This is a genomic window from Micromonospora sp. WMMA1976, from assembly GCF_027497335.1.
Taxonomy (GTDB): domain Bacteria; phylum Actinomycetota; class Actinomycetes; order Mycobacteriales; family Micromonosporaceae; genus Micromonospora; species Micromonospora aurantiaca.
Genome location: NZ_CP114912.1, coordinates 679,856 through 703,676, shown reverse-complemented (window position 1 = coordinate 703,676; position 23,821 = coordinate 679,856). Strand labels below are relative to the sequence as shown.

20 protein-coding genes are annotated in these 23,821 nt (G+C 72.8%); 4 read left to right on the top strand and 16 right to left on the bottom strand.

Features of this window, described 5'->3' with window-relative positions; all coding sequences use genetic code 11:
* Window positions 1–12 precede the first annotated feature (12 nt).
* Window positions 13–981: an RDD family protein gene (locus O7546_RS03430; protein WP_269696170.1), complete on the top strand. Its 969-nt coding sequence runs from the start codon at window positions 13–15 to the stop codon at window positions 979–981.
* A 7-nt stretch (window positions 982–988) separates the two neighbouring features.
* Here the strand turns inward: O7546_RS03430 and efeB are convergent, their stop codons facing one another.
* The 14 genes from efeB to O7546_RS03360 form a co-directional block, all read right to left on the bottom strand.
* Complete coding sequence (efeB, locus tag O7546_RS03425; RefSeq protein WP_194798467.1) at window positions 989–2,311, bottom strand: iron uptake transporter deferrochelatase/peroxidase subunit; 1,323 nt, start codon at window positions 2,309–2,311, stop codon at window positions 989–991.
* Window positions 2,308–3,438 (bottom strand): iron uptake system protein EfeO, encoded by a 1,131-nt coding sequence (efeO, locus tag O7546_RS03420; protein WP_194798468.1) that lies wholly within the window; start codon window positions 3,436–3,438, stop codon window positions 2,308–2,310. Before efeO ends, efeB begins: the two co-directional genes overlap by 4 nt.
* A 29-nt stretch (window positions 3,439–3,467) precedes the next feature.
* The gene (gene efeU / locus O7546_RS03415) at window positions 3,468–4,406 is read right to left on the bottom strand and encodes an iron uptake transporter permease EfeU (protein ID WP_281600438.1); all 939 of its coding nucleotides are present in this window, start codon (window positions 4,404–4,406) and stop codon (window positions 3,468–3,470) included.
* Between the two features lie 175 nt (window positions 4,407–4,581).
* Window positions 4,582–6,081, bottom strand: coding sequence for an adenosylhomocysteinase (ahcY, locus tag O7546_RS03410; protein WP_194798470.1), 1,500 nt, complete (start codon window positions 6,079–6,081; stop codon window positions 4,582–4,584).
* 290 nt (window positions 6,082–6,371) lie between these two features.
* Window positions 6,372–7,532 (bottom strand): mannose-6-phosphate isomerase, class I, encoded by a 1,161-nt coding sequence (gene manA / locus O7546_RS03405; RefSeq protein ID WP_194798471.1) that lies wholly within the window; start codon window positions 7,530–7,532, stop codon window positions 6,372–6,374.
* Between the two features lie 3 nt (window positions 7,533–7,535).
* Window positions 7,536–8,558, bottom strand: coding sequence for a cation diffusion facilitator family transporter (locus O7546_RS03400; protein WP_194798472.1), 1,023 nt, complete (start codon window positions 8,556–8,558; stop codon window positions 7,536–7,538).
* Between the two features lie 28 nt (window positions 8,559–8,586).
* Window positions 8,587–9,783, bottom strand: coding sequence for an SIS domain-containing protein (locus O7546_RS03395; protein WP_194798473.1), 1,197 nt, complete (start codon window positions 9,781–9,783; stop codon window positions 8,587–8,589).
* Window positions 9,780–9,986 (bottom strand): Trm112 family protein, encoded by a 207-nt coding sequence (locus O7546_RS03390; protein WP_013284195.1) that lies wholly within the window; start codon window positions 9,984–9,986, stop codon window positions 9,780–9,782. The genes O7546_RS03395 and O7546_RS03390 overlap by 4 nt, the downstream gene beginning before the upstream one ends.
* Window positions 9,987–10,185: 199 nt before the next feature.
* On the bottom strand, window positions 10,186–11,133 hold the full coding sequence (locus O7546_RS03385) for a hypothetical protein (RefSeq protein ID WP_194798474.1): 948 nt from the start codon (window positions 11,131–11,133) through the stop codon (window positions 10,186–10,188).
* A 105-nt stretch (window positions 11,134–11,238) separates the two neighbouring features.
* On the bottom strand, window positions 11,239–11,958 hold the full coding sequence (gene nfi, locus O7546_RS03380) for a deoxyribonuclease V (RefSeq protein WP_194798475.1): 720 nt from the start codon (window positions 11,956–11,958) through the stop codon (window positions 11,239–11,241).
* Window positions 11,959–11,975: 17 nt separating this feature from the next.
* Window positions 11,976–12,419 (bottom strand): hypothetical protein, encoded by a 444-nt coding sequence (locus O7546_RS03375; protein ID WP_281600437.1) that lies wholly within the window; start codon window positions 12,417–12,419, stop codon window positions 11,976–11,978.
* Complete coding sequence (locus O7546_RS03370; protein WP_281601136.1) at window positions 12,416–16,645, bottom strand: toxin glutamine deamidase domain-containing protein; 4,230 nt, start codon at window positions 16,643–16,645, stop codon at window positions 12,416–12,418. Before O7546_RS03370 ends, O7546_RS03375 begins: the two co-directional genes overlap by 4 nt.
* 24 nt (window positions 16,646–16,669) lie before the next feature.
* On the bottom strand, window positions 16,670–17,026 hold the full coding sequence (locus tag O7546_RS03365; protein WP_135243437.1) for a hypothetical protein: 357 nt from the start codon (window positions 17,024–17,026) through the stop codon (window positions 16,670–16,672).
* 3 nt (window positions 17,027–17,029) lie between these two features.
* On the bottom strand, window positions 17,030–17,365 hold the full coding sequence (locus tag O7546_RS03360; protein WP_269696168.1) for a YbaB/EbfC family nucleoid-associated protein: 336 nt from the start codon (window positions 17,363–17,365) through the stop codon (window positions 17,030–17,032).
* Window positions 17,366–17,524: 159 nt separating this feature from the next.
* Here O7546_RS03360 and O7546_RS03355 point away from each other — a divergent pair, with 159 nt between their 5' ends.
* Window positions 17,525–18,757 (top strand): YwqJ-related putative deaminase, encoded by a 1,233-nt coding sequence (locus O7546_RS03355; protein WP_281600436.1) that lies wholly within the window; start codon window positions 17,525–17,527, stop codon window positions 18,755–18,757.
* Between the two features lie 12 nt (window positions 18,758–18,769).
* Here O7546_RS03355 and O7546_RS03350 read toward each other — a convergent pair whose 3' ends face one another.
* Window positions 18,770–20,209 carry an aldehyde dehydrogenase family protein gene (locus tag O7546_RS03350; protein ID WP_194798481.1) on the bottom strand — a complete coding sequence of 480 codons (1,440 nt, stop codon included), beginning with the start codon at window positions 20,207–20,209 and terminating at the stop codon, window positions 18,770–18,772.
* 142 nt (window positions 20,210–20,351) lie between these two features.
* Between O7546_RS03350 and O7546_RS03345 the strand changes: the two genes are divergently transcribed.
* Together O7546_RS03345 and gabT are read left to right on the top strand one after the other, a co-directional pair.
* Window positions 20,352–21,788, top strand: coding sequence for a gamma-aminobutyraldehyde dehydrogenase (locus tag O7546_RS03345; RefSeq protein WP_194798482.1), 1,437 nt, complete (start codon window positions 20,352–20,354; stop codon window positions 21,786–21,788).
* Between the two features lie 5 nt (window positions 21,789–21,793).
* Window positions 21,794–23,065, top strand: a complete 1,272-nt coding sequence (gene gabT, locus O7546_RS03340) for a 4-aminobutyrate--2-oxoglutarate transaminase (protein WP_281600435.1) — start codon at window positions 21,794–21,796, stop codon at window positions 23,063–23,065.
* 67 nt (window positions 23,066–23,132) lie between these two features.
* Here gabT and O7546_RS03335 read toward each other — a convergent pair whose 3' ends face one another.
* Window positions 23,133–23,792, bottom strand: coding sequence for a hypothetical protein (locus tag O7546_RS03335; protein WP_269696165.1), 660 nt, complete (start codon window positions 23,790–23,792; stop codon window positions 23,133–23,135).
* Window positions 23,793–23,821 lie beyond the last annotated feature (29 nt).

The following is a 23,821-nucleotide window of genomic DNA, read 5'->3' as shown; positions in this document are numbered from 1 at the left end:
TTCACTGTCGGGGTGCGCGCGCAACCTCCCCCACCGCCCCGTTGGGGCGACGCCGGTCTGGTCAGCGGCGAGGCGGTGGAGCTGGACGTCCGGGTGGCCCGGCTGGGCTCCCGCGTGCTCGCCCTGCTGATCGACGCCGTGATCCAGGTCGCGCTGTTCCTGGTGCTCGGCGCGGTGCTGGCGATGGCGGCGCTCGCGCTGCTCGGTGACTCCCTCGACCTGGCGCTGGCCGGCGCGCTCCAGGTCGTGCTGATGGTGCTGGTCCTGCTCGGTTATCCGGTGACGATGGAACGCTTCGCCGGTGGCCGGACCGTGGGCAAGCTGGCAGTGGGGCTGCGGGTGGTACGCGCCGACGGCGGCCCGGTGGGTGTGGGCCAGTCGCTGACCCGAGCGCTCGTGGGCGTGGCGGTGGAGTGGCCCGGGCTGGTGCTGCCGCTGCTGAGCTGGGTCGCGAGCGTCACGGTGATGCTCACCGACCCGCGCGGTCGCCGGCTGGGTGACCTGGTCGCCGGCACGCTCGTGGTGCACAGCCGGGGCGCCACGCTGTGGCGGCCGCTGCCACCGGCCCCGCCGCCGCTGCTGGCCTGGGCGGCCACCCTCGACCTGACCCGGTTCGACGACGGGCTGGCGCTGGCCGTCCGGCAGTACCTGGACCGGCTCCCCCAGCTGGCCGAGCCGGACCGTTTCCGGCTGGGCCGGGCGCTGTGGGCGGAGGTCGCCGCGGTCACCTCGCCGCCTCCGCCGTGGGCCGCGCCGGACTGGGTCTACCTGTCCGCCGTCCTGGCCGAGCGGGGGCGCCGGGCGGCGCTGCGGCTGGGCCGGGCCCGGGCGGTCGCCGCCACGCTCTGGCCGGAGCTGGTCCCGGCGTCGGCCGCCGTACCGCACGCCGTCGCGCCGGCCGCCCTGCGTCCGGCCGCGCCGGTTGACGGCCGGTTGCGGTCCGCCGTGCCGGACGCCGGCCCCGATCCGGTACGCCGCTGAGCCGGGCTCAGGCGAACAGCGCCCGCCCCCACCAGTCGGCGGCGTCGCTTACGCCGGGCGGGCAGGCGAACAGGCCGCTGGAGACGTGCCGCAGGTATTCGTTCATCGCGTCGTTGCGCGCCAACCGGGTCTGGATCGGCACGAACTGCCGGCGCGGATCCCGCTGGTAGGCGATGAAGAACAGACCGGCGTCGAGCCGGCCCAGCCCGTCCGAGCCGTCCACGAAGTTGTAGCCGCGGCGCAGCAGCCGGGCCCCGCCGTTCGCGTCCGGGTGAGCAAGTCGTACGTGCGCGGTGTCGGCGATGAGCGGCGCCCCGTCGTCGCCCTTCGCGGCGAAGTCCGGCTCGTCGAACTCGTCCCGGCGGCCCAGCGGCGCGCCGCTGCCCTTGGTCCGGCCGACGATCATCTCCTGCTCGGCGAGCGGGCTGCGGTCCCACGTCTCGATCAGCATCCGGATCTTCCGGGTGACCAGGTAGGAGCCGCCGGTCATCCAGTCCGGACCGTCGCCGGGCTGCACCCAGAGCTGGTCGCGGAGCAGGCCGGCGTCCTCGGCCTTGAGGTTGGCGGTGCCGTCCTTGAAGCCGAACAGGTTGCGCGGGGTGGCCTGGTCCCGGGACGTCGACGAGGTACGCCCGAAGCCGAGCTGCGACCAGCGGACGCTCACCACGCCCATGCCGATTCGGGCCAGGTTGCGGATGGCGTGCACCGCCACCTGCGGGTCGTTGGCGCAGGCCTGGACGCAGAGGTCGCCGCCGGACAGCTCCGGCTTGAGCGCGTCCCCGGCGAAGTGCGGCAGGTCGGCGAGCGCGGCCGGGCGGCGCGCGGCGATGCCGAAACGGTCCCGGCCCTGCGCGTCGCGGAACAGCGTCGGCCCGAAGCCCACGGTGAGGGTGAGCTGCGACGGGGGCAGTCCGAGCGCCTCGCCGGTGTCGTCCGGCGGGGCCTCGGGCATGCCGCCGACCGCGCCGATCACCCCGGCGTCCTTGCCGGCGGTCATCCGGGCCGCGGCGGCGGTCCACTCCTGGAGCATGGCGACGAGGCGGTCCCGGTCCTTGGTGACCACGTCGAACGCGACGAAGTGCACCCGGTCCTGGGCCGGGGTGGTGATGCCGGCCTGGTGCTCGCCGAGGAACGGCACCGACCCGGCGGCGGATCCGGTGGCTGATGCCTCGTTCCCGCCGGCGAGCAGCGCGCCCGCGCCACCCGCCACCCCGGCGACGCCTGCCACGCCGACGCCGGCCAGGGTCATCGCCCGGCGCCGGGACAGGCCGCGGCCGGTCCGCTCGCGGTTCGGCTCGCTCGTCGCGTCACCGCCGGCCGGACCGGTCATCGCGCGACTGCCGCCGCGACCTTGCTGACCGGCTCGGCCAGCGCGTTGACCGCGTCCGACAACTCCTTCAGCTCGTCCTTGCCGAGCTGGGTGTGCAGCTTCCAGCCGTCGCCGGCCCGGTGCCTGCCGAGTGTGGTCTCCACGTTCGCGAACTCGCTGTCGAGCTGCTTGACCAGGTCGGGCGCGCGCTGCTCCAGGGCCGGTCGCAGCGCGGCGATGGCCGCCTTGGAGCCCTCCAGGTTGGCGTTGAAGTCCCAGAGGTCGGTGTGCGAGTAGCGCTCCTCCTCGCCGGTGATCTTGCCGCTGGCGACCTCGTCGAGCAGCGCCTTGGCGCCGTTGGCGAGCTGGAGCGGGGTGAGCTTCTCGGCGTCCGCCTTGGCGACGATCGCCTTCACGTCGACCAGCAGCCGGTCGGCGATCGCGCCGTCCTTGCTCACGTCCCCGGTGGTCCAGAGGTCCTTTTCGATCCGGTGGAAGCCGGTGAACTCCATGCCCTCCTCGACCACCTCCTCGCGGCCGTCGATCTTCGGGTCGAGGTCGCCGAAGCTCTCCGCGACCGGCTCGATCCGCTCCCAGTAGGTGCGGGCCACCGGGTACAGCGCCTTGGCCTTCGCCACGTCGTTCGCCTTGACCGCGGCCACGAACTCCTCGGTCTTGGTCAGCAGCGCGGCGGTCTGGCTGCGCACGTACCGCTGGTAGCTCTCGGTGGCCTGGGTCAGCGCGGCGTCGGGGGCGACGGTCGCGGCGGTGCCGGAGACCTTCAGCGCGCCCCGGATGCCCCGGCCGCTCATCCCCGGCTTGCAGGCCGTCTCGTACGTGCCGGCGGTCAGCTCGACCCGCAGCTCGCGGCTGAGCCCGGGGGCGATGTTCTCCACCTCGCCCATCACCCGGTCACCTGCCGCGTAGACGTAGAACTCGTTGACCTTGGAGCCGTTGTTCGTCACCTTGAACGTGACCTGACCGGCGTCGATCTCGGTGTCGCCGACCTCGCAGACGGTGTCGGTGGCCTTGACGGCGATCGGCCCGCCGTTCGTGGCGTCGGCGTCGTCACCGCCCCCGCAGCCGGTCAGTCCGGCGACGGCGAGCAGCCCGGCGGCGGCGGGCGCGACGAGTCGAGTGGTACGCATCGTGCGGGGTCTCCTCGGGAGCGGGTGGTTCAGGCGCGGGGGGACGGAACGGCGGCGACGTCGGCCGGCGCGTCGGACGTGTCGGCTGCGGGCGCGGCGGCCGGGGGGACCGGCTCGGCGGACCGGGACGGCTGAGCGGGCTGAGCGGGCTGAGCGGGCTTGGCCGGCTTGCGCAGGAAGAGCACGAGCACCGGCACCGCGTACGCGACCCAGGCGACCAGTTCCAGCACCGTCGGCGCGGCGGTGACGTTGAACATGCCGGCGAGCAGCGCGCCGTACCAGGAGCCCGGGTCGAGCGTGTTCGAGATGTCGAAGGCCAGGTCGTTCAGGCCGGGCAGCACGCCCGCCTCCTGGAAGTCGTGCACGCCGTACTTGAGGATGCCGGCGGCGACCAGGATGAGCAGCGCGCCGGTCCAGGTGAAGAACCGGCTGAGGTTGATCCGTACCGCACTGCGGTAGAGCAGGAAGCCGATCACGACGGCGGTGGCGATGCCGCCGGCCAGGGCGAGCAGCGAGCCGGGCCCGGTGCCGCCGGCCGCGCTCTCGGCGGCGGCGTAGAAGATGAGCGCCGTCTCCAGGCCCTCGCGGATCACGGCGAGGAACGCCATGCCGGCCACGGCCAGGGAGCCGACGGCGAGCGCGTCGGTGAGCTTGCCGCGCAGTTCACCGGCGATGGTGCGGGCGGCCCGGCGCATCCAGAAGATCATCCAGGTCACGAACACCACGGCGGCGACCGACGTGACCGCCTCGAACAGCTCGCGCGACTCGGAGGTGCGCAGCAGCGAGGTGGAGGTGTACTGGATCAGCGAGCCGAAGCCGACGGAGAGCGCCACGGCCAGGCCGACGCCGGCCCACACCTGCGGCAGCCGGTCCCGGCGCTGCGACTTGACCAGGAAGGCGACGAGGATGCTGACCACGAGCGTCGCTTCCAGGCCCTCGCGCAGGCCGATCAGGTACGTGGCGAACATCAGGCACTCCGTCGTCGCTGAGTTAGGGCAGGCATACCTTGCTCCTGTTCACAGCAAACGTCAAGCTGATCCGGGTAACGTCACCCGGTTCGTCACCTGACGGCCTTCCCCCGTACGCGAAAAGGGACCGGGGTCGGCCGCGCGGCAGACCCCGGTCCCTCAGGGAGCGTGGAACTCAGTAGCGGTAGTGGTCCGGCTTGAACGGGCCCTCCGGGGAGACGCCCAGGTAGGCGGCCTGCTCCTTGGTGAGCGTGGTCAGCTTCGCGCCGAGCGCGTCCAGGTGCAGCCGGGCGACCTTCTCGTCCAGGTGCTTGGGCAGCACGTAGACGCCGATCGGGTATTCGTCGGTCTTGGTGAACAGCTCGATCTGGGCGATCGTCTGGTTGGCGAACGAGTTCGACATCACGAAGCTCGGGTGGCCGGTGGCGTTGCCCAGGTTCAGCAGGCGGCCCTCGGACAGCACGATGATGGCGTGGCCGTCGTCGAAGCGCCACACGTCGACCTGCGGCTTGATGTTCTCCCGGGTCACGTCGCTGCGCTTGGCCAGGCCGGCCATGTCGATCTCGTTGTCGAAGTGGCCGATGTTGCCCACGATGGCCTGGTGCTTCATCCGGGCCATGTGCTCGTTGGTGATGACGTCGAAGCAGCCGGTCGCGGTGATGAAGATATCGGCCTGCTCCACCACGTCGTCGAGCGTGGCGACCTGGTAGCCGTCCATCGCCGCCTGCAGCGCGCAGATCGGGTCGACCTCGGTCACCACGACCCGGGCGCCCTGACCGCGCAGCGACTCGGCGCAGCCCTTGCCCACGTCGCCGTAGCCCATGACGACGGCCATCTTGCCGCCGATCAGCACGTCGGTGGCGCGGTTGATGCCGTCGATGAGCGAGTGGCGGCAGCCGTACTTGTTGTCGAACTTGCTCTTGGTCACCGAGTCGTTGACGTTGATGGCCGGGAAGAGCAGCGTGCCGGCGCGGTGCATCTCGTAGAGCCGGTGCACGCCGGTGGTGGTCTCCTCGGTGACGCCCTTGATGCCGGCGGCGATCCGGGTCCAGCGCCGGCCGTCCTCGGCCAGCGAGCGGTGCAGCAGTTCGAGGATGACCGCGTACTCCTCGGAGTCGGCGGACTCGACCGGCGGCACGACGCCGGCCTTCTCGAACTCGGCGCCCTTGTGGACGAGCAGGGTGGCGTCGCCGCCGTCGTCGAGGATCATGTTCGGGCCCTGCCCGTCCGGCCACGCCAGCACCTGCTCGGTGCACCACCAGTATTCCGGCAGCGTCTCGCCCTTCCAGGCGTAGACCGGCACGCCCGCAGGGGCCTCCGGGGTGCCCTCGGGGCCGACCACGATCGCCGCGGCGGCGTGGTCCTGGGTGGAGAAGATGTTGCAGGACGCCCAGCGGACCTGCGCGCCGAGCGCGACCAGGGTCTCGATCAGGACGGCGGTCTGGACGGTCATGTGCAGCGAACCGGTGATGCGGGCGCCGGCCAGCGGCTGGGCCTCGGCGAACTCGCGCCGGATCGCCATCAGGCCGGGCATCTCGTGCTCGGCGAGCCGGATCTCCTTGCGCCCGAACGCGGCGAGCGACAGATCCGCCACCTTGTAGTCGCCCTCGGCGAGGGTGCTCGGCCGGGCCTGCGACGACGCGCCGCTGGAGGCCGCCGGGAGGGTGCTGGTCATGGAAGCTCCTGTCGAACGATGGTGGTGCGCAGCCTTCCACCTTACGCTCGCGGGCCACTCGACCCGTGCCCGGTTGGCCGACCGCGCAATCGGCCGGTCGGCGGACAGCGCACGGGGCGGTCGGTCGTGAGCGGACTCTCCCACTCACGGTCCGGCCGCCCCGCGCATCCCCCCGGTTTGGTTCCCCCGCACGTCACCGGACCTTCGTCGCGACAACGCTGCGTACCCATAGAGTCACACCACGCAAGGTGGCCGTCAAGCCATTTCGGGAAAGTCGGACTTGTCCGGGGTCAGTGCATGCCGCAAGTGGCGACGAACGCCTCGCCCGCCCCGCTCAGCGCCAGCGGGCCACCGGCCGCCGTACCCACAGCGGCCTGACCCGCGTCCAGCGTCACCGACCCCACGCCGTCGTCGACGGTCAGCTTCCCGGCCCGGCAGAGCACCACCCGCGGCCCGGGCAGCGTCAGCCGCACACCAGCCGCCCCGGCGGCCACTTCGACCCGGTGCAGCGCGAAGTCCTCCACCGGCACCGGCCAGGTCAGCACGCCCGGCTCCACCTGCTCCGGCCGCAGTACCGGCCGGGTCAGCACCTCGAACCGGAGCACCCGCAGCAACTCGTCCACGTCGACCCGCTTCGCGGTGAACCCGCCGCGCAGCACGTTGTCGCTGGCCGCCATGATCTCCACGCCGGTGCCGCGCAGGTAGGCGTGCAGGTTCCCGGCCGGCATCCAGATGCCCTCGCCGGGCGCCAGCCGGACATGGTGCAGCAGCAACGCCACCACCACGCCCGGGTCGGCCGGATAGCCGGCCGCCAGCGTGCGGACCAGTTCGGCGTCCGCCGAGGCCGGCCCGGCCTGCGCCGCCGCCAGCACGGCCGCCACCAGCCCGGCGCGCTCCGCCTGCGGCCAGCTCAACAGCAGGCGGACCGCCTCCCGCAGCCCCGCCGGCCCGTCCCGCAACGCCGCCACCACAGGTTCCAGCGCGGGTACGCCGAACGCGGCGATCGCCTCCGCCGACTCCCCGGGGTCGCGGAAGCCGCACAGCGCATCGAACTCGGAGAGCGCCACCAGCAGCTCCGGCTTGTGGTACGGGTCCACGTAGTTGACCCGCCCCACGTCGGCGGCGTGCCCGGCTCGGGCCTGCTCGGCGTCCGGATGCGCCTGGAGACTCAGCGGCGAGTCGGCGGCGAGCACCTTCAGCAGGAACGGCAGCCGGGTGCCGAACCGGCCGACCAGCCGCTCACCCAGCCAGTGGCCCGGCTCGGCCACCAGCAGATCGGTGAGGCTGACCGGCCGGCCGTCGCGCTGCACAGTGGCCGGGGCGCCCGGGTGGGCGCCCAGCCACAGCTCCGCCTCCGGCCCGTTGCTCGGCACCGGCCGCCCCTGCAACTCGGCGATCGCGGTGCGCGAGCCCCAGGCGTAGTCACGGATCCGGCCCTGCAACAACTCCATCGGTCAGCTCCCGGGCCGCCCGGCGACCTCGTCGGCCGCGTGCGTCCCACCGGTGGTCACGGCCTCCGGGACGGCGGTGTCCGCCGCCTGCCCGGTGCCGGCCTGCTCGGCGGCGGGCGAGTAGATGTCCGGCTCCAGGTAGATCACCCGCGCGGTCGGCACCTCACGCCGGATCCGCGCCTCGACGGCGTTGATGTCGCGGGCCAGGTCGTGGGCGGTCTCCCAGGCCGGCACCGCGATCTTCGCGGCCACCATCAGCTCCTCCGGGCCGAGGTAGAGCGTCTTCATGTGGATGATCCGCTCGACCTCGGGACCGTTCGTCACGGCCTGCTCGATCTTGTCCAGCTCGCTCTGCTCGGCGCCCTCGCCGAGCAGCAGGCTCTTGGTCTCGATCGCCAGCGTGATCGCGATGATCACCAGCAGCACGCCGATCATCGCGGTGCCCGCGGCGTCCCACATGCCGTTGCCGGTGATCAGCGTCATGCCGACACCGAACAGCGCGAACACCAGACCGACCAGGGCGCCGAAGTCCTCCAGCAGGACCACAGGCAGCTCCGGCGCCTTGGCGCGACGGATGAACCGGACCCAGGTCTGGTTGCCCCGGACCAGGTTCGACTCCTTGATGGCGGTACGGAAGGAGAAGCTCTCCATCACGATCGCCGCCACGAGCACCGCCACCGGCACCCACTGCCAGTTCTCGATCGGGTGCGGGTCGGACGCCTTGTGGTACGCCTCGTAGAGCGCGAACAGGCCACCGATGCTGAACAGCACGATCGCCACGATGAAGGCGTAGATGTAGCGCTCCCGGCCGTACCCGAACGGGTGCTGCGGCGTGGCCTGCCGCTTGGCCCGCCGGCCGCCGATCAGCAGCAGGCCCTGGTTACCCGAGTCGGCCACCGAGTGGATCGACTCGGCCAGCATCGACGACGAGCCGGTGAGGGCGAACGCGATGAACTTGGTGACGGCGATGCCGAGGTTCGCCGCCAGGGCGGCGACGATCGCCTTGGTGCCCCCGTTTGCGCTCATTCCCCGCCTCGCCCGATGCCCCGTGTGGTCACTGGTTAGCCAGCTCCTTCATCTCCGTGATGGCCGGTACCGCCATCGGGTCCAGCCCATGTGCCAAGGCGAGGTAGATCGAGGCGAAGTCGGGCACCGCCACCAGCGACGCGAGCCGCTCCAGCGCGGAGCCGCCCTCGGCGGTCACCACGTCGCAGCGCACCCCGCGCCGCTCGGCGAGCGTCTGCACCGCGTCCGCGCGGCGCTCCTCGACCGCCAGCGGCTCGTCGGTGTCGTCGTCGGCGTTGAGCCCGCCGTCGCGCAGCAGCACCAGCCGCAGCCGCGTGCCGTCGGGCTCGTCGTCGCCCGGGTCGGCGAAGATGTCCCGCTCGCCCTCGGCCAGGCCGCCGAACACCCCGTCGAGCAGGCCGACGCGGCCCCGGCCCGCCTCGCCCAGCGCACCGGCGACCACCGGGTAGCGGGCGTTCGCGGACAACGTGTCACCGAACCGCCGGGCGGCCACGGTGGCCAGCGGGGACGAACCCCACACGATCGGGATCGAACCGGACAGGCCCAGCGCCAGCGACTTCGCCGGGTTGACGAAGGACTCGGCGGTCGGCCGGCATCGATCGGCGTCGGCGTCCAACCGGGCCGCTGTCTCGGCCAGATCCGCCTCGTTGACCTTCACGAGCCCGAGGGTACGGGCGGCCAGCAGAACCGGCACGGTGAGCGCCCAGAGGCTCGCCCGGGCCGGCGCGCGCCGGGGCACCGGGATGAACGGCGCCCGGGCCCGCTCCGCCACGGACTGGAGCTGCGAGTCGGGCGCGCCGACGGCGACCAGCCGGGCGCCGCGCCGGTGCGCCGCCTCGGCCGCGCCCAGCGCCTCCGGGCTGCGACCGGACGCGCTCACCGCGATGACCACGTCCGCCGCGCCCACCCAGCCCGGCACGCCGGCGCTGCGGTGCGGGATGACCGGCACCGGGCAGCGCGGCCCGGCGACGGTGGCCAGCACGTCACCGGTACGCCCGGCGGTGCCGATGCCCGCGATGACCACCGCGCGGGGTCGTCCGTCGTCGGCGAGCACCGTCAAATTCGCCTCGGCGGCCAGCGCCGCCGACTCGCGCACCTGCGCGCCGGCGGACGCGGTGAACCGGAGCATCCCGCCCGGATCCCGCTCGGAGAGCTGCGCCGCGTCGTCCAGCAGGGTCTCGTCCGCGTGCCGGTGGCCGCTGACCCCGGCCGTACCCTCCATCACCGCGACGACCCGCCCCGCGCGTCGTCGGCGGCGGGTCCACCACGCGCCTCGTCCAGCAGGAGCACCGGGACGTCGTCCCGGACCTCGAAGATGCGACCGCACTCGGTGCAGGTGAGCGTCTGCGCCTGCGCGTCGTAGTCGAGCGGGGCGTGGTGCGTGTCCGGGCAGGCGAGGATGTCGAGCAACTGCGGGTCCAGGGCCACGGCGCGGCTCCTTCCACGTATGCGGTCTCACCGGTCGGCGGTGCCGATCGGCGCACGCGATCTTATCGGCCGAGCGGCCCCGGCACCGGGCCCCGTTCGGCCCCGGTGTTCCGTCCTCCGGTCGGGCAGGTGGCGGCTGCCGGGTCACGGCATGACCACCCACCGTCACCGTAACCCCGGGAGCGGGTCGGGTTCCGGCTCAGTCCGGCAAGCGGGGCAAGACGCTCGTCGCGTCCCCGGCGGGCGGGGCCGGTGGCGCCGGGGCGGACGCGGGCGCGCCGTACACGTTGCCGGCCGGGCGGGGCGGCGTCGTGCCCCCGTACACCGTGGGGGCCGGCCCGGGCGTGCCGGAGCGGTAGGTGGTGGTGCTGCGCGGCAGCGGGACCGGCGGGAGGCCGGTGTCCGCGCCACCACCGCTGCGGTCGGCGCGGTTGCGGCGCAGCAGCAGGACGATGAGGGCGGCGCCGACCAGCACCAGCCCGATACCGAACCACATGATCATGGAACCTCCGAACGACGAGTCGTCGGCCGCGGCGGTGGCCGGGGCGACGGCGGCGGCGACCGGCGACGTGTCGGTCGCCTCGGCCGCCGTGGTCTCGCTCGCGCTGGGCGTCGGCGAGGGCTTACGGGACGGGGTGGGGCTCGGCGTCGCCGCGCCCACCAGCCGGGCCGACCCGCCGGCCCGGCCGAGCACGTCGCCGTTCGCGGCGCTCGCCTCGGCGGCCAGCTCCAGCCGGCCGCCGACGGCCCCGGCAAGGAAGGACACCCGGTAACGCACGGTGACGCCCTTGCCCTTGCACAACGGCCGGTCGACAGGCGCCACCGCGGCGGTGGCGACGGCGCCGCCGTCCCCGGAGACCTGCACCGGCACCCATCGGCCGCCGGACGCCACCTGCACCCGGACCTGGTCGGCCCGCAGGCCCTCCAGCCGGAGCCCGACCGCGGTACGCAACTGCACGCAGCCGTCCGTCCGCTTGCGCACCTCGACCGCCACCGTCCCGGGCGGCCCACCGGCGGTGAAGCTCTTCGCCGCGCGCAGTCCCACCCGGTCGTCCCGGGCCGACGCCGGTGACGCCGGGACGGCGATCAGGCCACCCAGCAGCGCGCCGACAATGGCCCACCGCGCCGCGTGCCGCCCTGCCGACATCTCCACCTCACCGTTGCGTCCGGACCGGATCCGCCGGTCAGGTTACTACCGGCCCCTCCGGGCGCCCGCGCATCGAGCACGCCACATGTGTGCAGCGCCACGCGATCACCGCCCGCCCAGGTCACCGCCCGACGCGCCTGCATCGGCGAGCGCCCGCCGGCACAGCCGGTCGGCCGTACGGGTGGTCTCCGGCAGCCGGTACCGGGGCGTCAGAGCCAGTACCCGCTCCACCGCGTCGTCCAACCCCATCCGGTGCCCGACGCTCACGAAGACCGGCCGGACACCGTCCTGAGTCCGCAGTACCCGCCCGACCACCTCGCCGCCGTCGCACAGGTCGGCACTGTCACCACGCGCGGGACCGGGCCCCGTCCACGAGCCGACGAGCGGCGTCTTGCCCACCCCGATCGTCGGCAGCCCGGTCACCAGGCCCAGATGGCAGGCCAGCCCGAACCGGCGCGGGTGCGCCAGCCCGTGCCCGTCACAGACCAGCAGCTCGGGACGGACCGTGAGCCGGTCCAGCGCGGCGAGCAACGCCGGCATCTCGCGGAACGCGAACAGCCCCGGCACGTACGGGAAGGCGGGCCGCCCCACACACACCGCCTCGTCCACCACATCGAGGGTGGCCGCGTCGAGGACCGTGACGGCCGCCGCGAGCAGATCACCGTCCTGCGCGTACGCCACGTCCAAGCCGGCCACCGTCGTGGGCGCGGCAGGACCGGGCCCGACCAGGTCCACCCGGGACCGCAACTCCTCCTGTACGCGTCGCGCCTCCGCCACGTCGGCGGGCGGCACGTAGGGCACGGGTGTGCCGTCGGTGGAGGGCATGGCGTTCCGGGCCGCTTTCAGGAGGCGGCGGAGGCGATGGTGGGGTCGGCGGCGGGGTCACCGGCCTGCTGGAGCTGCTCCTCGAACATCACAAAGGTCCGCCGCCGGACGCCCCGGATCAGTGCCTGCTCCTGCGGCGTCGGGTACCGGCGTTCCTGCTGGAGCGTGTCCTCTATCGCCCGGACGGTTTCGTAGAGCGCGAAGATCGGCCCGTCGCCACTCAGATAGCGACCTCGCTCGTGCTCAGTGAGTTGTACGAACTCATCCGGTGAGATCTGATTGATCTCGTCGCCGCCGACGAAAAGCACCTTGTCGACGAGATTGTTGGCCTCCCGCCAGCCCCCCGTGTCCTTGGAGAGCCGCCAGCCCGCCATGCCGCCGTCGGCGGTGGCTACGAGCTTCAGAGGGGACCCGAAGTAATCAAAGAACTTCGGCAGCCGCAAGCCCTCTACCTGACTCACCGCGGTGGCTCCTCTCCAAGACTCTCTTGCACCTTGCCCCAGTAAGCGTTCTGCACTCGCCGGAGGAGTCCGTCCCGAATCGCACGTTCGCCCGGTGTCAACGACCTGCCCTCGATCTCTGCCGCCGCGCTGAGGTCGCGCCGAACCTCGTACAACGAATGCTCCCACTCTGCGATGTCATCGAGCGACACCAGGTGCAGCCGAAGCTCTCCCACGTGGCCGTTGGACGTCCGGAGGTTCAGCAGTAGGTCCCGATAACCACTCCCCTGCGGATTGAGGAAACGATCCTTGATGTGCAGAATCACGACCTCCGGGTCGGCTGCCAGACGGCCGAGCGCCTGGTAAACCGCATCGATGCTGCCGAACTGCACTTTGGCGCCGGCCAAGTCCTTGAGCTGGGACGCGTCATTTTCGTACTCGCCTTCCAGCTTGTCGAGGACACGCTCTCGGCTCTTGGGCTCGGTCCGCCAGCCGGGTGTGCCGCCGTGTGCAGCCAGTTTGATGGCAAGCCTGTTCAGCTCCTGCTGGGCGACCACCGCATCCGCATACAGCCGGTCCACGTATGCAAGGCGGTAGACCTCATCATGACGTCGACTTTCATCAAACCCAGGTTGCAGTCTCGACTGACGGCGGGATGCGACCGAATCGACAAGTCGACGCTGCTCGTGAGTGATGGGCGTCGGTTGAGGCGTCAATGGTTCATGCGACATGACCGCATCGACCCCGCGGACCGCGATGTCGTCGATGACTTCGCCGAGTACGTCGATGGCCTGCTGGTGGCCGGCCAGGTGGTGCAGGGTCAGCGGCCGGGCGGTGAGCGAGTTGGCGAGTTCCGGGGTCGACAGGATCATCCGGACCAGCTCGGGCCGCTCCGCGAGCTGCCGCACCAACCTCTCGGCCAGCAACTCCTCGCGTCGCGGCGGCGCCTCCCAGCTCTGGTCGAGCATCCGCTGCACGCGCGGGTCGGCGAACAACCGGGTGAGGTCGGCCGCACCGCTCTCGTTCAGCCCCGGTACGAGCCGCCGCAACGTCGGCACGTCGACGTGTTGCGCCAACTCGACGGGCGTCACGCCGGCGGCGAAGGCGGCGTCGAGGTTCCCGCTCTCCGCCAGCGCGTCGCGCACGTAGAGCCCGGCCGCGATCCGGTTGGCGTGTGCCTGCCGGTGGTCCTCGCGTACCCGGTCGGGTTCCGGCTCGACGGGCGGCGCACCGCCCGGCATCGGTCCGTCGGCGCGGCGGTGGATGGTCGTGGACTCGCCGAGCAGGTGGACGTGGTTGAAGTCCGGGACGGGACCGTCGGCGATCGGCGGCGGGGCCGGCGGCCGTGGCGGCGCCGGGCGGGGCAGCGGCTCGGGCAGGACGTTGTAGGTGCCGGGTGGGCGGTCGGCGAGCGGCATCGGCCGGCCGCCGGGGCCGAGCACCAGAGCGTCGACGCCGACCACGTTGCCGCGGGCCGGACGGCCGCTGTGGTGGTAGATCGGCCGGTCCGCCACCTCGCCCGTCTGCGGGTCGAGGAAGAGGATCGTGCCGTTCTGGTTCAACGCCACCCACGCGTGCGATCCGCCGCCCTCGAAGCGGGTGATGAGGAACGCGTAACTGCCGTGGCCGCCCGACGCGAGCTGCGCGTACAGGTCCCGGTAACCGCCGTCCACCAACAGCTGGCGCTCCCGGCCGGTGACACCGGGCCGGTCCGGCGGACAGAGGTTCTGGAACCGGCCGCCGGTCGTCTGCTCGACGCGCAGCGGCCCGTCCGCCTCCCCGCCCACCGGCCGGTTCACGTCGCCGTTCAGGTAGCCGTCGAACGTACGCGGCGCCGCGACGCGCGGCCGTCCGTGAACCCAGGTCTCGAACAGCGACAGCGTGCAGTCGAGGCAGTTGATCCCCCGGGTCGCGTCGGCCGCCGGTCCGCCGTCGTTCGCGAGGCGGAACCATCTGCCGCGCCGGGGATCGGCGGTACGGGTCACGCTGCCGTCGGGGTTGCGGGGCATCTGCCGTTCGAGGTCGGTCTGGTGCAGCGCCAGCGGAGGCCGGAGCCCTCCCCGGCGGCCGTAGGGCCGGGACCTGTCGATCGGCTCGGGGTGCCCGTGACCGGTGAGCGCGGAGTGGTCGGCCGTCTCCACCGCGCCGACGGCCAGGTCCGCCACGTCGTCGTTGATGCGGTAGAAGTCGAGGTCGTCCTCGATCATCACCTCCTGCGGCAGACGCTGGCCGGCACGGACGGCCTCCACCTCATCGACGGCTCGGTAATGCAGGCGTTCTCGCCGCCGGCCCTCCCACACGTGCCTGTCGGCGAGCTCGTGCCGCCCGGCTTGGCGCAGTTCGTGGGCCTGCATGAGGAGCCAACGCGCCGCCTCGTAATGCTGTTCGGCGAGATCACGCAGCTCCTTGATCTGCGCCTCTCGTCTGTTCTCCTCGTGCAAGGCACGCTGGGACTGCAGATAGCCCTGGTAGCGCCGCCGGTCCAGACCTTCCCGATCGGCCTTCAGCCGCGCGGCGCGCTGCTCGGCGGTCTCACGGGGCCACGCCTGGACATGGGGCGGGCCCGGGTGGGGCCCCGGGGAGTCGGTAGGAGGGCGATGCGGAGCCAAGGATTCCAGCAGCGGAAAACGGGTGTTCGGCCCCGGTCGGGGCTCGGGCCCGACGGCCGGCGCTCCCGGATGCGGCCCCGCCTGCGGATGGACCGGCGAGACCGGAGGCGGTCCTGCCTGAACTCCGTTGCTGAAGGGAGCGGCGCGGTCCGCCGTTGGTGGCGCCGCGACCCGCGCGTGGTCGGCAGGTGGTGTAGGGAGTGTCGTCGGTGAGGCTGCCGCCTGGATCGGGTTGGTCGAGGACGGCGTGGGGTGGTCGATCGGCGACGTCACCGGACCGACACCGTTGTGAACTCCAGGGGCGGTCGACGGGGGCGTGGCGACGGGCGCGTCCGTGATCACCGAGGACAACGTGGGGCTCGTGGTGGCGGTCGGACGTGCCACGTCGTGCGGGACGACATCGTCGAGCGGCGGCGTCGTCGTGGGATCCGGCGCCGGGCGGGGCAGGTCCACGGCGAGCGGGTGCGGACCGGCGGCTTGGGGCGTGACGTGTGAGGGTGTCGCGGGAACGGCCCCCGCCATCGTGTCGCCGCCGCTGTGGACGATCGGCTCGGCGGCCCGCTGGGCCGGGATCAGCCCGACGGGGTCGGCGGTGACCGGCACGTCCAGGCCGACCGGGGACACCGTCAACCCGCTCAGCTGCCCGTCGAGGCGTCGTTGCAGTGCCGAGTCCGCCTGGTTCGTGGCGGACCCGCTGGCGCCGGAGGCAGCGGCGCGCGCCAGATCCTCGAGCGACGGCCCCTGGCCGGTCGCCAGGCCCGCAGCGGTCTCGGCGAGCGTCTCCCCGCCCATCTCCCGCCCGAACCGCTCGGCGATCTCCGCGAACGGCCCGTTGGCGTGCCGGCCCAGCCCGGCCAGCGGCGCGACCGCACCGCCGGCGAATCCGCCGAGAGCCGACGTGCTCACATCGGTCAGGTCGAGGCCGTCCCGCCGGCCGGTGGAGTTCTGGTACGCCTGCGTGCCGAGGCTGGTGGCCGCTTCCTGACCGGCCTCCAGCACGCCGCCGATCGCGGCCCGCCGGGCCAGCTTGCGGGCACCGGACCTGGCTGCCTCCTTCGCGGCCCGTTCGCCCGCCTCCTTGAGGCCCTGCTTGACCGCCTTGCGGGCGAGCTGAGCCACCAGCCGCTTGAAGATCTGCTGCACCACGACCCGCGTGGCGGTGATCGCGGCGGCCGCCGCCGGTGAGGCGGCGCCGAGGGTGAGCACTGTGGCGACGGCCAGGGACAGCAACTCGATGACCAGGATGCCCAGCTCGATCCAGGCTTCCAGCTTCGCGCCCTCGATGTCGCAGCCGCAGGAGTCGACCAGACGCGCCAGTTCGTCGGTCGCCGCGACCAGGACGTGCAGCGGCGCGTCCTCACCTTCGGCGAGCTTGTGCCACGCCGTGTCGAACGCGCCGGCGACCAGGCCGACTCCCCCGTACCCGCTCCTGACCTCGCCGGCGGCGGTGATCGCGTCGTCGCGCGGACGGGTCAGGACGCCTGCCACGCCGTACCACTGGTCGGCCAGGTCCCAGACGGCGCGCTCGTCGCCCTCCGGCCATTCGACGCCGACCACCCAGTCGAGCGCCTCGTAGATCCAGCCGGGCAGGTCCCACGGAGAGAAGTCGAGCGGGTGCGGGATCGGGCTGGGCAGCATGCTCACGCGCGGGTCCTCCGGTGGTCAGCGCCGGGGCCGATGGGGGTTGTGCCCTTGCTGCGGGATCGTCCCGAGGTCACGGGCGTTGCTCAGGTCCGTCTCCACGGTGGCCGTGACCGAGCGGACGACGTCCGACCCGAGCACCTCCAGTGACCGGCCGAGAAGCTCCCACGCGCGCAGCAGCGTCTCGGCGTAGCCCTGGTAGTGCTTGTCGAACGCGGCGCCGATGTCGTCGCGGCCCCAGGGCCGCTGGGCGCTCGCGGCGGCGATCGGCTCGCCGGTCTCCCGCCGGGCCGCGCTCACCGCCCGCCCCGACAGCGCCAGGTCGGCGCCGCCGCGGCGGGCCCGGTCCGGGTCCAGCCAGATCTCTCCCCCGGCCACCTCTCACTCGCCGCGGGCCAGCACGGAGTCGGCCCGGCCGAGCAGCGCGCCGAAGTCATGGGTACGCAGGAACTCGACCGACGGCGAGCCCGGCGGCAGGTAGCCGGCCACAAGTTCACGGGTGGCGGTGGTCGCCGCGGTGGAGGCGCGCAGCACGGTTTCGGTGATCTTCCGGCTCAGCGCCCGGGCGTCCCGGTCGTGGAACGCCGCCGGGCTCACCTCGACGCTGATCAGCTCGCCTCGCGCGCCGACGATCGCGGTCACCTGACCGTCGTCAGAACGTTCGGTGACCCGCAGGCCGGCCAGCTTGGTCTGGAGTTCGTCCAGACCGGACCGCAAGCGCTGGTATTGGCCGTACACCTCGTCGAATCGCGCTCGTAGTGCACGGTTCGCATCCCGGTCCGCACTCTCGGCCACCGTCGCTCCCCTTCCGTCACCGTGGGTAGGGCCGACCATACCGGGTGCCACGAAATCCGTGGGGTCCGGTAATTTCAGGTGGTGATCGAGCGACAGCAGGCCGAGCAGATCGCCTCGGTGTGGGCCCGGCGGGACTCCGACCGCCTCGGTTTTCCCTGCACGCCGGAGGTCGAGGAGTTCGACCTGGGCTACGTGGTGAGCTCCGTCGTGTCCACCGAGGCGCGGGCGCTCCCCGGCGACCTGCCGACCACCGTGATCGACAAGGAGACCGGCGAGGTGTCCACGTGGCCGCGGGTGCCGGCCACGGCGGTCGAGCGGATGTACCGGCAGCGACGTCCGGCCGAACCGCGCCCGCCGCGTACCGTCGATCCGGCCGCCCAACTGCTGCGTGAGCTGACCCGCCTGCCCACGCCCGGCGCGGCGGCGCACCTCACGCTCGACGGCCGGCAACACGTCGCGCAGGGCGCGAAGGGCGACGTCGAGGTACGCCACCATCCGCTCGTCCAGTCCTACCTGGACGACCTACCCGCAGGGCATCTGGTGCGCGGTGGGGAGCGGCACGCCGAGATGATCGTCGTCTCCGACGCGCTGTACGAGCACGACCACCGCCGCGCCACCGAGGGCCTACCCCCTTTGTCCATCGAGGATGCCCGCGACCTGCTCGGCACCAGCCGGATCGAGAGCTTCCGCATCCGCGAGGCGGGCGACCCGTTGGGCGGACAGGCGGATCTTCCCTGCGACTCGTGCGTCAGGTTCCTGGTGCGGTTCGCGGTGCTGCCGTGGCCCGACCTCGCCTTCGTGGAGGAGTGGCGGCCGGAGCCGCGCGAGGTCATCGAGCCCGGGCGGTTCCCCGACGAGGTCGCCCACGCCCTCATCGACGGCGGCTGGCAGATCAGCATGTTCAACGAGGCACTTGCGATGGGCGCGATGACCGAGACGAAGGAGATCGCGGGCCAGCATCACCGGCACGAGCCCTTTCCTGCCGCCGAGGCGGCACTCACCGCGTTCCCGGCCGTCTTGAGCCGACGCCGTGGCCCGGGGGCAGAGGTCTGGATCAGCCGGTTCACCACCAACCCACTGCGCGCCGCGCACACCGCCGACTCTCTCGCCGACTTCGGCGCGCTCATCGACGCCCGTCTCTTCCCGCTCGGCAGCGAACGCCAGGAGAGCATCCTCGCGGTCGACGAGCACGGCCGCGTCTTCGCCCTCGACCAGGCCGGCGAGTGGTTCCTCGGCGCCGACATCGACGCCGCTCTCACCACCCTGCTGCTCGGCCGCGCCCCCGCCCGGGTCCGCGACGACGGCACCTGGTGAGCGGGCGGGCGATCAGAGGGCCACGCCGGTCAGCACCGTGACGCGCGGCTCGGTGTAGTCGTCCATCGCGCTGCGCAGCCCCTCCCGCCCGACGCCGGAGCCCTTCATCCCGCCGTACGGCATCTGGTCGGCCCGGTACGACGGCACGTCCCCGACGATCACGCCGCCGACCTCGAGCGTGCGGGCCGCGTCGAACGCCACGTCGAGCCGGTGGGTGAAGACGCCGGCCTGGAGCCCGTACGCGGAGTCGTTGACGGCGGCGAACGCGGCCCGGTCGTTCGCGACCGGGGCGACCACCAGCACCGGTCCGAACACCTCTTCGGCGCACACCTTCGCGTCGGCCGGCACGCCGCTGAGCACTGTGGGCGGGTAGGTGGCGCCCTCGCGCCGACCACCGGTCTCGATGACCGCACCGGCGGCGACCGCCTCGTCCACCCAGGTCTCGACGCGCTGCGCCGCCTCGACCGACACGAGCGGGCCGACGTCGGTCAGCTCGGATCGCGGGTCGCCGGTGCGCAGCGCCTGCACCGCCGCGACGAGCCGGGGCAGGAAGCCGTCGTAGAGCCATTCGTGCACGTAGACCCGCTGCACCGCGATGCACGACTGCCCGGCCTGGTAGTTGGAGAACGTGGCGATGCGGTGCGCGGCGAAGGTCAGGTCCTCGTCCGCCGCCCAGTCTTCGCAGATGACCGCCGCGGCGTTGCCACCGAGTTCCAGCGTGACGTGCTTGTCCGGCGCGGCCCGCCGGATGGCCGCGCCGACCGGGCCGGAACCGGTGAACGACACCACCGGCAGCCGCGGGTCGGTGACCAGTTCGGCGGCGCGCTCGTTCGGCAGCGGCAGCACCGAGAACATGCCCTCGGGCAGGTCGGTCTCGGCCAGGATCTCGCCGAGCAGCAGCGCGGTGAGCGGTGTCGCCGGGGCGGGCTTGACCACGATCGGGGTGCCGACGGCGAGCGCCGGGGCGACCTTGTGGGCGACCAGGTTGAGCGGGAAGTTGAACGGGGTGATGCCGAGCACCGGGCCGCGCGGCACGCGCCGGACCAGGGCGATCCGCCCGGTGGCGGCCGGGTCGGTGTCGAGTCGTTGCAGCTCCCCGGAGAAGCGGCGGGCCTCCTCGGCGGCCCAGCGGAACGTGGAGACCGCACGCCCGACCTCGGCCTTCGCCCATTTGACCGGCTTGCCGTTCTCGGCGGTGATCAGCGCGGCGACCTCGTCGGACCGCTCGGCGAGCCGGCGGGAGACGTGGTCCAGGGCGGCCGCGCGGGCGTGCGCGGGCAGGGCCGCGGCCTCCGCGGCCACTCGGGCGGCGCCCGCGACTGCGGCTTCGACCTGGTCGGCCGTGGCGAGCGTGGTACGCCCCACCGGCTGTCCGTCGTACGGGTGGGTGACTGTCAGCTCGTCCTCGCCGTGGACGGGGCGACCGGCGACGTAGAAGGCTCTCGGCTCCACGACCGGCAGCCTAGACCACAGGTGCCCACGCGGAAACAGTTGCTCAAACCCTTGTCTGCCTCGGATTTAGTAGCCAAGATGGCAGTCAGATTGCGATAACCTCCGCTGACCCTCCTCCCGGCCACCTTCTCGGAGACTTCTGATGAGCGACCAGCAGCAGCTGCGCAACTTCGTCAACGGCGAGTACGTCGACCCGGTGGACGGCGGCTACGCCGACCTGATCGACCCGTGCACCGGCGAGGTCTTCGCCCAGGCCCCGGTCTCCGGCGCGGCGGACGTGGACGCGGCGATGAAGGCCGCCTCCGCCGCGTTCGAGACCTGGCGGGACGCCACGCCGGCCGAGCGGCAGCGGGCGCTGCTGAAGTTCGCCGACGCGGTGGAGTCGCGGGCCGCGGAGCTGGTCGACGCGGAGGTCCGCAACACCGGCAAGCCCCGGCAGCTCACCGCCGACGAGGAGCTGCCGCCCGCGGTGGACGAGCTGCGCTTCTTCGCCGGGGCGGCCCGCCTGCTGGAGGGGCGCTCGGCCGGTGAGTACATGGCCGGGCACACCTCGTACGTGCGGCGCGAGCCGATCGGCGTCTGCGCCCAGGTGACGCCCTGGAACTACCCGCTGATGATGGCGGTCTGGAAGATCGCCCCGGCGCTGGCGGCCGGTAACGCGGTGGTGCTGAAGCCGTCGGACACCACGCCGGTGTCGACGCTGCTGCTGGCCGAGATCGCCGCCGAGCACCTGCCCCCGGGCGTGTTCAACGTGGTCTGCGGCGACCGCGACACCGGCCGTACCCTGGTGTCCCACCCGACCCCGCAGCTCGTGTCGATCACCGGCTCGACCCGCGCGGGCATGGAGGTCGCCGCCGCGGCGGCGCCGGACCTGAAGCGGACGCACCTGGAGCTGGGCGGCAAGGCCCCGGTGGTGATCTTCGACGACGCGGACGTGGCGGCGGCGGCCGAGGCGATCGCGATGGGCGGCTACTTCAACGCCGGTCAGGACTGCACGGCGGCGACCCGCGTGCTCACCGGGCCGGGCATCCACGAGGACTTCGTGGCCGCGCTGACCGAGCAGGCCCGCAACACCCGCACCGGGGCGCCCGACGACGCCGACGTGCTCTACGGTCCGCTGAACAACGCCAACCAGCTCGCCCGGGTGAGCGGCTTCGTGGACCGGCTGCCGGACCACGCGAACGTCACCACCGGCGGGTCACGGGTCGGTGAGCGCGGCTTCTTCTACGCCCCGACAGTGGTCTCCGGCGTACGCCAGACCGACGAGATCATCCAGGACGAGGTGTTCGGGCCGGTCATCACCGTGCAGCGCTTCTCCGACGAGGACGAGGCGGTGCGCTGGGCGAACGGCGTGGACTACGGCCTGTCCGCCTCGGTGTGGACGCGCGACCACGGCCGGGCCATGCGGATGACGCGGCGGCTGGACTTCGGCTGCGTCTGGGTGAACACGCACATCCCGTTCGTCTCGGAAATGCCGCACGGCGGCTTCAAGCACTCCGGCCACGGCAAGGACCTGTCGGTCTACAGCCTGGAGGACTACACCCGGGTCAAGCACGTCATGCACAACATCGAGGGCTGATCGCGATGGCAACCAGCGATGAGCTGCACAAGCGCCGGGTCGAGGCGGTGGCGCGGGGCGTGGGCAGCACCATTCCCGCGTACGTGGACCGGGCGGGCGGCGGCACGATCACCGACGTGGACGGGCGGGAGTGGATCGACTTCGCCGCCGGCATCGCCGTCACCAACGTGGGCAACTCCGCCCCGCGGGTGGTCGAGGCGGTGCGCGCGCAGGTCGAGCGGTTCACCCACACCTGCTTCATGGTCGCGCCGTACGAGTCGTACGTGGCGGTCTGCGAGCAGCTCAACGCGCTCACCCCGGGCGGCTTCGAGAAGCGCTCGGCGTTGTTCAACTCCGGCGCCGAGGCGGTGGAGAACGCGGTGAAGATCGCCCGGCACGCCACCGGGCGACCGGCGGTGGTGGTGTTCGACCACGCGTACCACGGCCGGACCAACCTGACCATGGCGCTGACCGCGAAGAACATGCCGTACAAGCACCGGTTCGGGCCGTTCGCCGGTGAGGTCTACCGGGTGCCGATGTCGTACCCGCTGCGCGACGGCGGGCTCGACGGCGCCACCGCTGCGGCCCGGTCGATCGAGATGATCGAGAAGCAGGTGGGCGCGGAGAACGTGGCCGCGCTGCTGATCGAGCCGATCCAGGGCGAGGGCGGCTTCGTCGTACCCGCTGAGGGTTTCCTGCCGGCGTTGCGCGAGTGGGCGACGGCGGCCGGGGTGGTGTTCGTCGCCGACGAGATCCAGACCGGTTTCTGCCGCACCGGCGACTGGTTCGCCTGCGAGCACGAGGGCGTCGAGCCGGACCTGGTCACGCTGGCCAAGGGCATCGCGGGCGGCCTGCCGCTGGCGGCGGTGACCGGCCGGGCGGAGCTGATGGACGCGGTGCACGTCGGCGGTCTCGGCGGCACGTACGGCGGCAACCCGATCGCCTGCGCCGCCGCGCTCGCGTCGATCGAGACGATGCGGGAGCTGGACCTGGCCGCCGCCGCGCGCCGGATCGGCGCCGTGATGGGTGAGCGGCTGCGCGCGATCGCCGCCGGTGACCCGCGCGTGGCAGAGGTACGCGGCCGCGGCGCGATGCTCGCCGTGGAGATCGTCCAGCCGGGCACGCTGACCCCTGATCCGGCCGCCACGGCGGCGATCTCGGCCGCCTGCCACGCGGCCGGGCTGCTCACGCTGACCTGCGGCACCTACGGCAACGTGCTGCGGTTCCTGCCTCCGCTGGTCATCTCCGACGACGAGCTGAGCCGGGGACTGGACATTCTGGCGGCCGCCTTCGGCTGACCCCGGACGTGGAACACCATGAGCCCGATCTCCCCCAGGACCGGCTCATGGTGTTCCATCCGGGAACTCAGCGGATCAGCTCGACGGTGTTGCGCCGGACCAGGTTCTTGCCGGGTTCCCGGATGGCGTCCATGGCCGCCGTGTTCAGCAGCACGCAACTGCCCGACGGCCCGGTGACGGTCACTGTCACCGCCTTGTTGTTGTCCAGGTTCGTCACCCGCAGCCGGGTGCCGAGCGGGAACTGGCCGCTGGTGGCGGCGGGTGCCCCGCCCTCGGCGAAGAACGTGAGCGCGCCGGAGCAGACGCTGCCGCCGATCGGCTGCGCCGCGCCCGGGCGGGTCTCACCCGGTTGCGCACCCGGTGCCGGGGCGCCGCCGCCGTCGAGGCGTTCCACCACGTTGCGGCGGATGACGTTCTTGCCCGGCTCGCGTACCAGGTCCATAGCAGCGGCGTTCAGCAGCACGCAGCTCCCGGACGGCCCGGTCACCGTCACCGTGGCCACCTTGCGGTTGTCCAAGTTCGTCACCCGCAGCCGGGTGCCCACCGGGAACCTGTCGCTGGTCGCGGCCGGCGGCCCGCCCTCGGCCGAGAAGGTCACCGACCCGGCGCAGACCGATCGCGCGGCCGGCGCGGTGTCCGCGAAACCGAGTCCGGTGCCCACCGAGACCGCCACCGTGGCGGTCACCGCCACAGTCGCCGCCAGCACGTGCTTGCGCTGCACCCTCACGTTCTCTCCCGTCGTCGCTGTCGTTCGAC

Bases quoted from the DNA above. Each gene is read 5' to 3' on its own strand.
- efeB (WP_194798467.1), bottom strand. From the start codon at position 2,311: ATGACCGGTCCGGCCGGCGGTGACGCGACGAGCGAGCCGAACCGCGAG.
- efeO (WP_194798468.1), bottom strand. From the start codon at position 3,438: ATGCGTACCACTCGACTCGTCGCGCCCGCCGCCGCCGGGCTGCTCGCC.
- efeU (WP_281600438.1), bottom strand. From the start codon at position 4,406: ATGTTCGCCACGTACCTGATCGGCCTGCGCGAGGGCCTGGAAGCGACG.
- ahcY (WP_194798470.1), bottom strand. From the start codon at position 6,081: ATGACCAGCACCCTCCCGGCGGCCTCCAGCGGCGCGTCGTCGCAGGCC.
- manA (WP_194798471.1), bottom strand. From the start codon at position 7,532: ATGGAGTTGTTGCAGGGCCGGATCCGTGACTACGCCTGGGGCTCGCGC.
- O7546_RS03400 (WP_194798472.1), bottom strand. From the start codon at position 8,558: ATGAGCGCAAACGGGGGCACCAAGGCGATCGTCGCCGCCCTGGCGGCG.
- O7546_RS03385 (WP_194798474.1), bottom strand. From the start codon at position 11,133: ATGTCGGCAGGGCGGCACGCGGCGCGGTGGGCCATTGTCGGCGCGCTG.
- nfi (WP_194798475.1), bottom strand. From the start codon at position 11,958: ATGCCCTCCACCGACGGCACACCCGTGCCCTACGTGCCGCCCGCCGAC.
- O7546_RS03370 (WP_281601136.1), bottom strand. From the start codon at position 16,645: ATGCTGCCCAGCCCGATCCCGCACCCGCTCGACTTCTCTCCGTGGGAC.
- O7546_RS03345 (WP_194798482.1), top strand. From the start codon at position 20,352: ATGAGCGACCAGCAGCAGCTGCGCAACTTCGTCAACGGCGAGTACGTC.
- gabT (WP_281600435.1), top strand. From the start codon at position 21,794: ATGGCAACCAGCGATGAGCTGCACAAGCGCCGGGTCGAGGCGGTGGCG.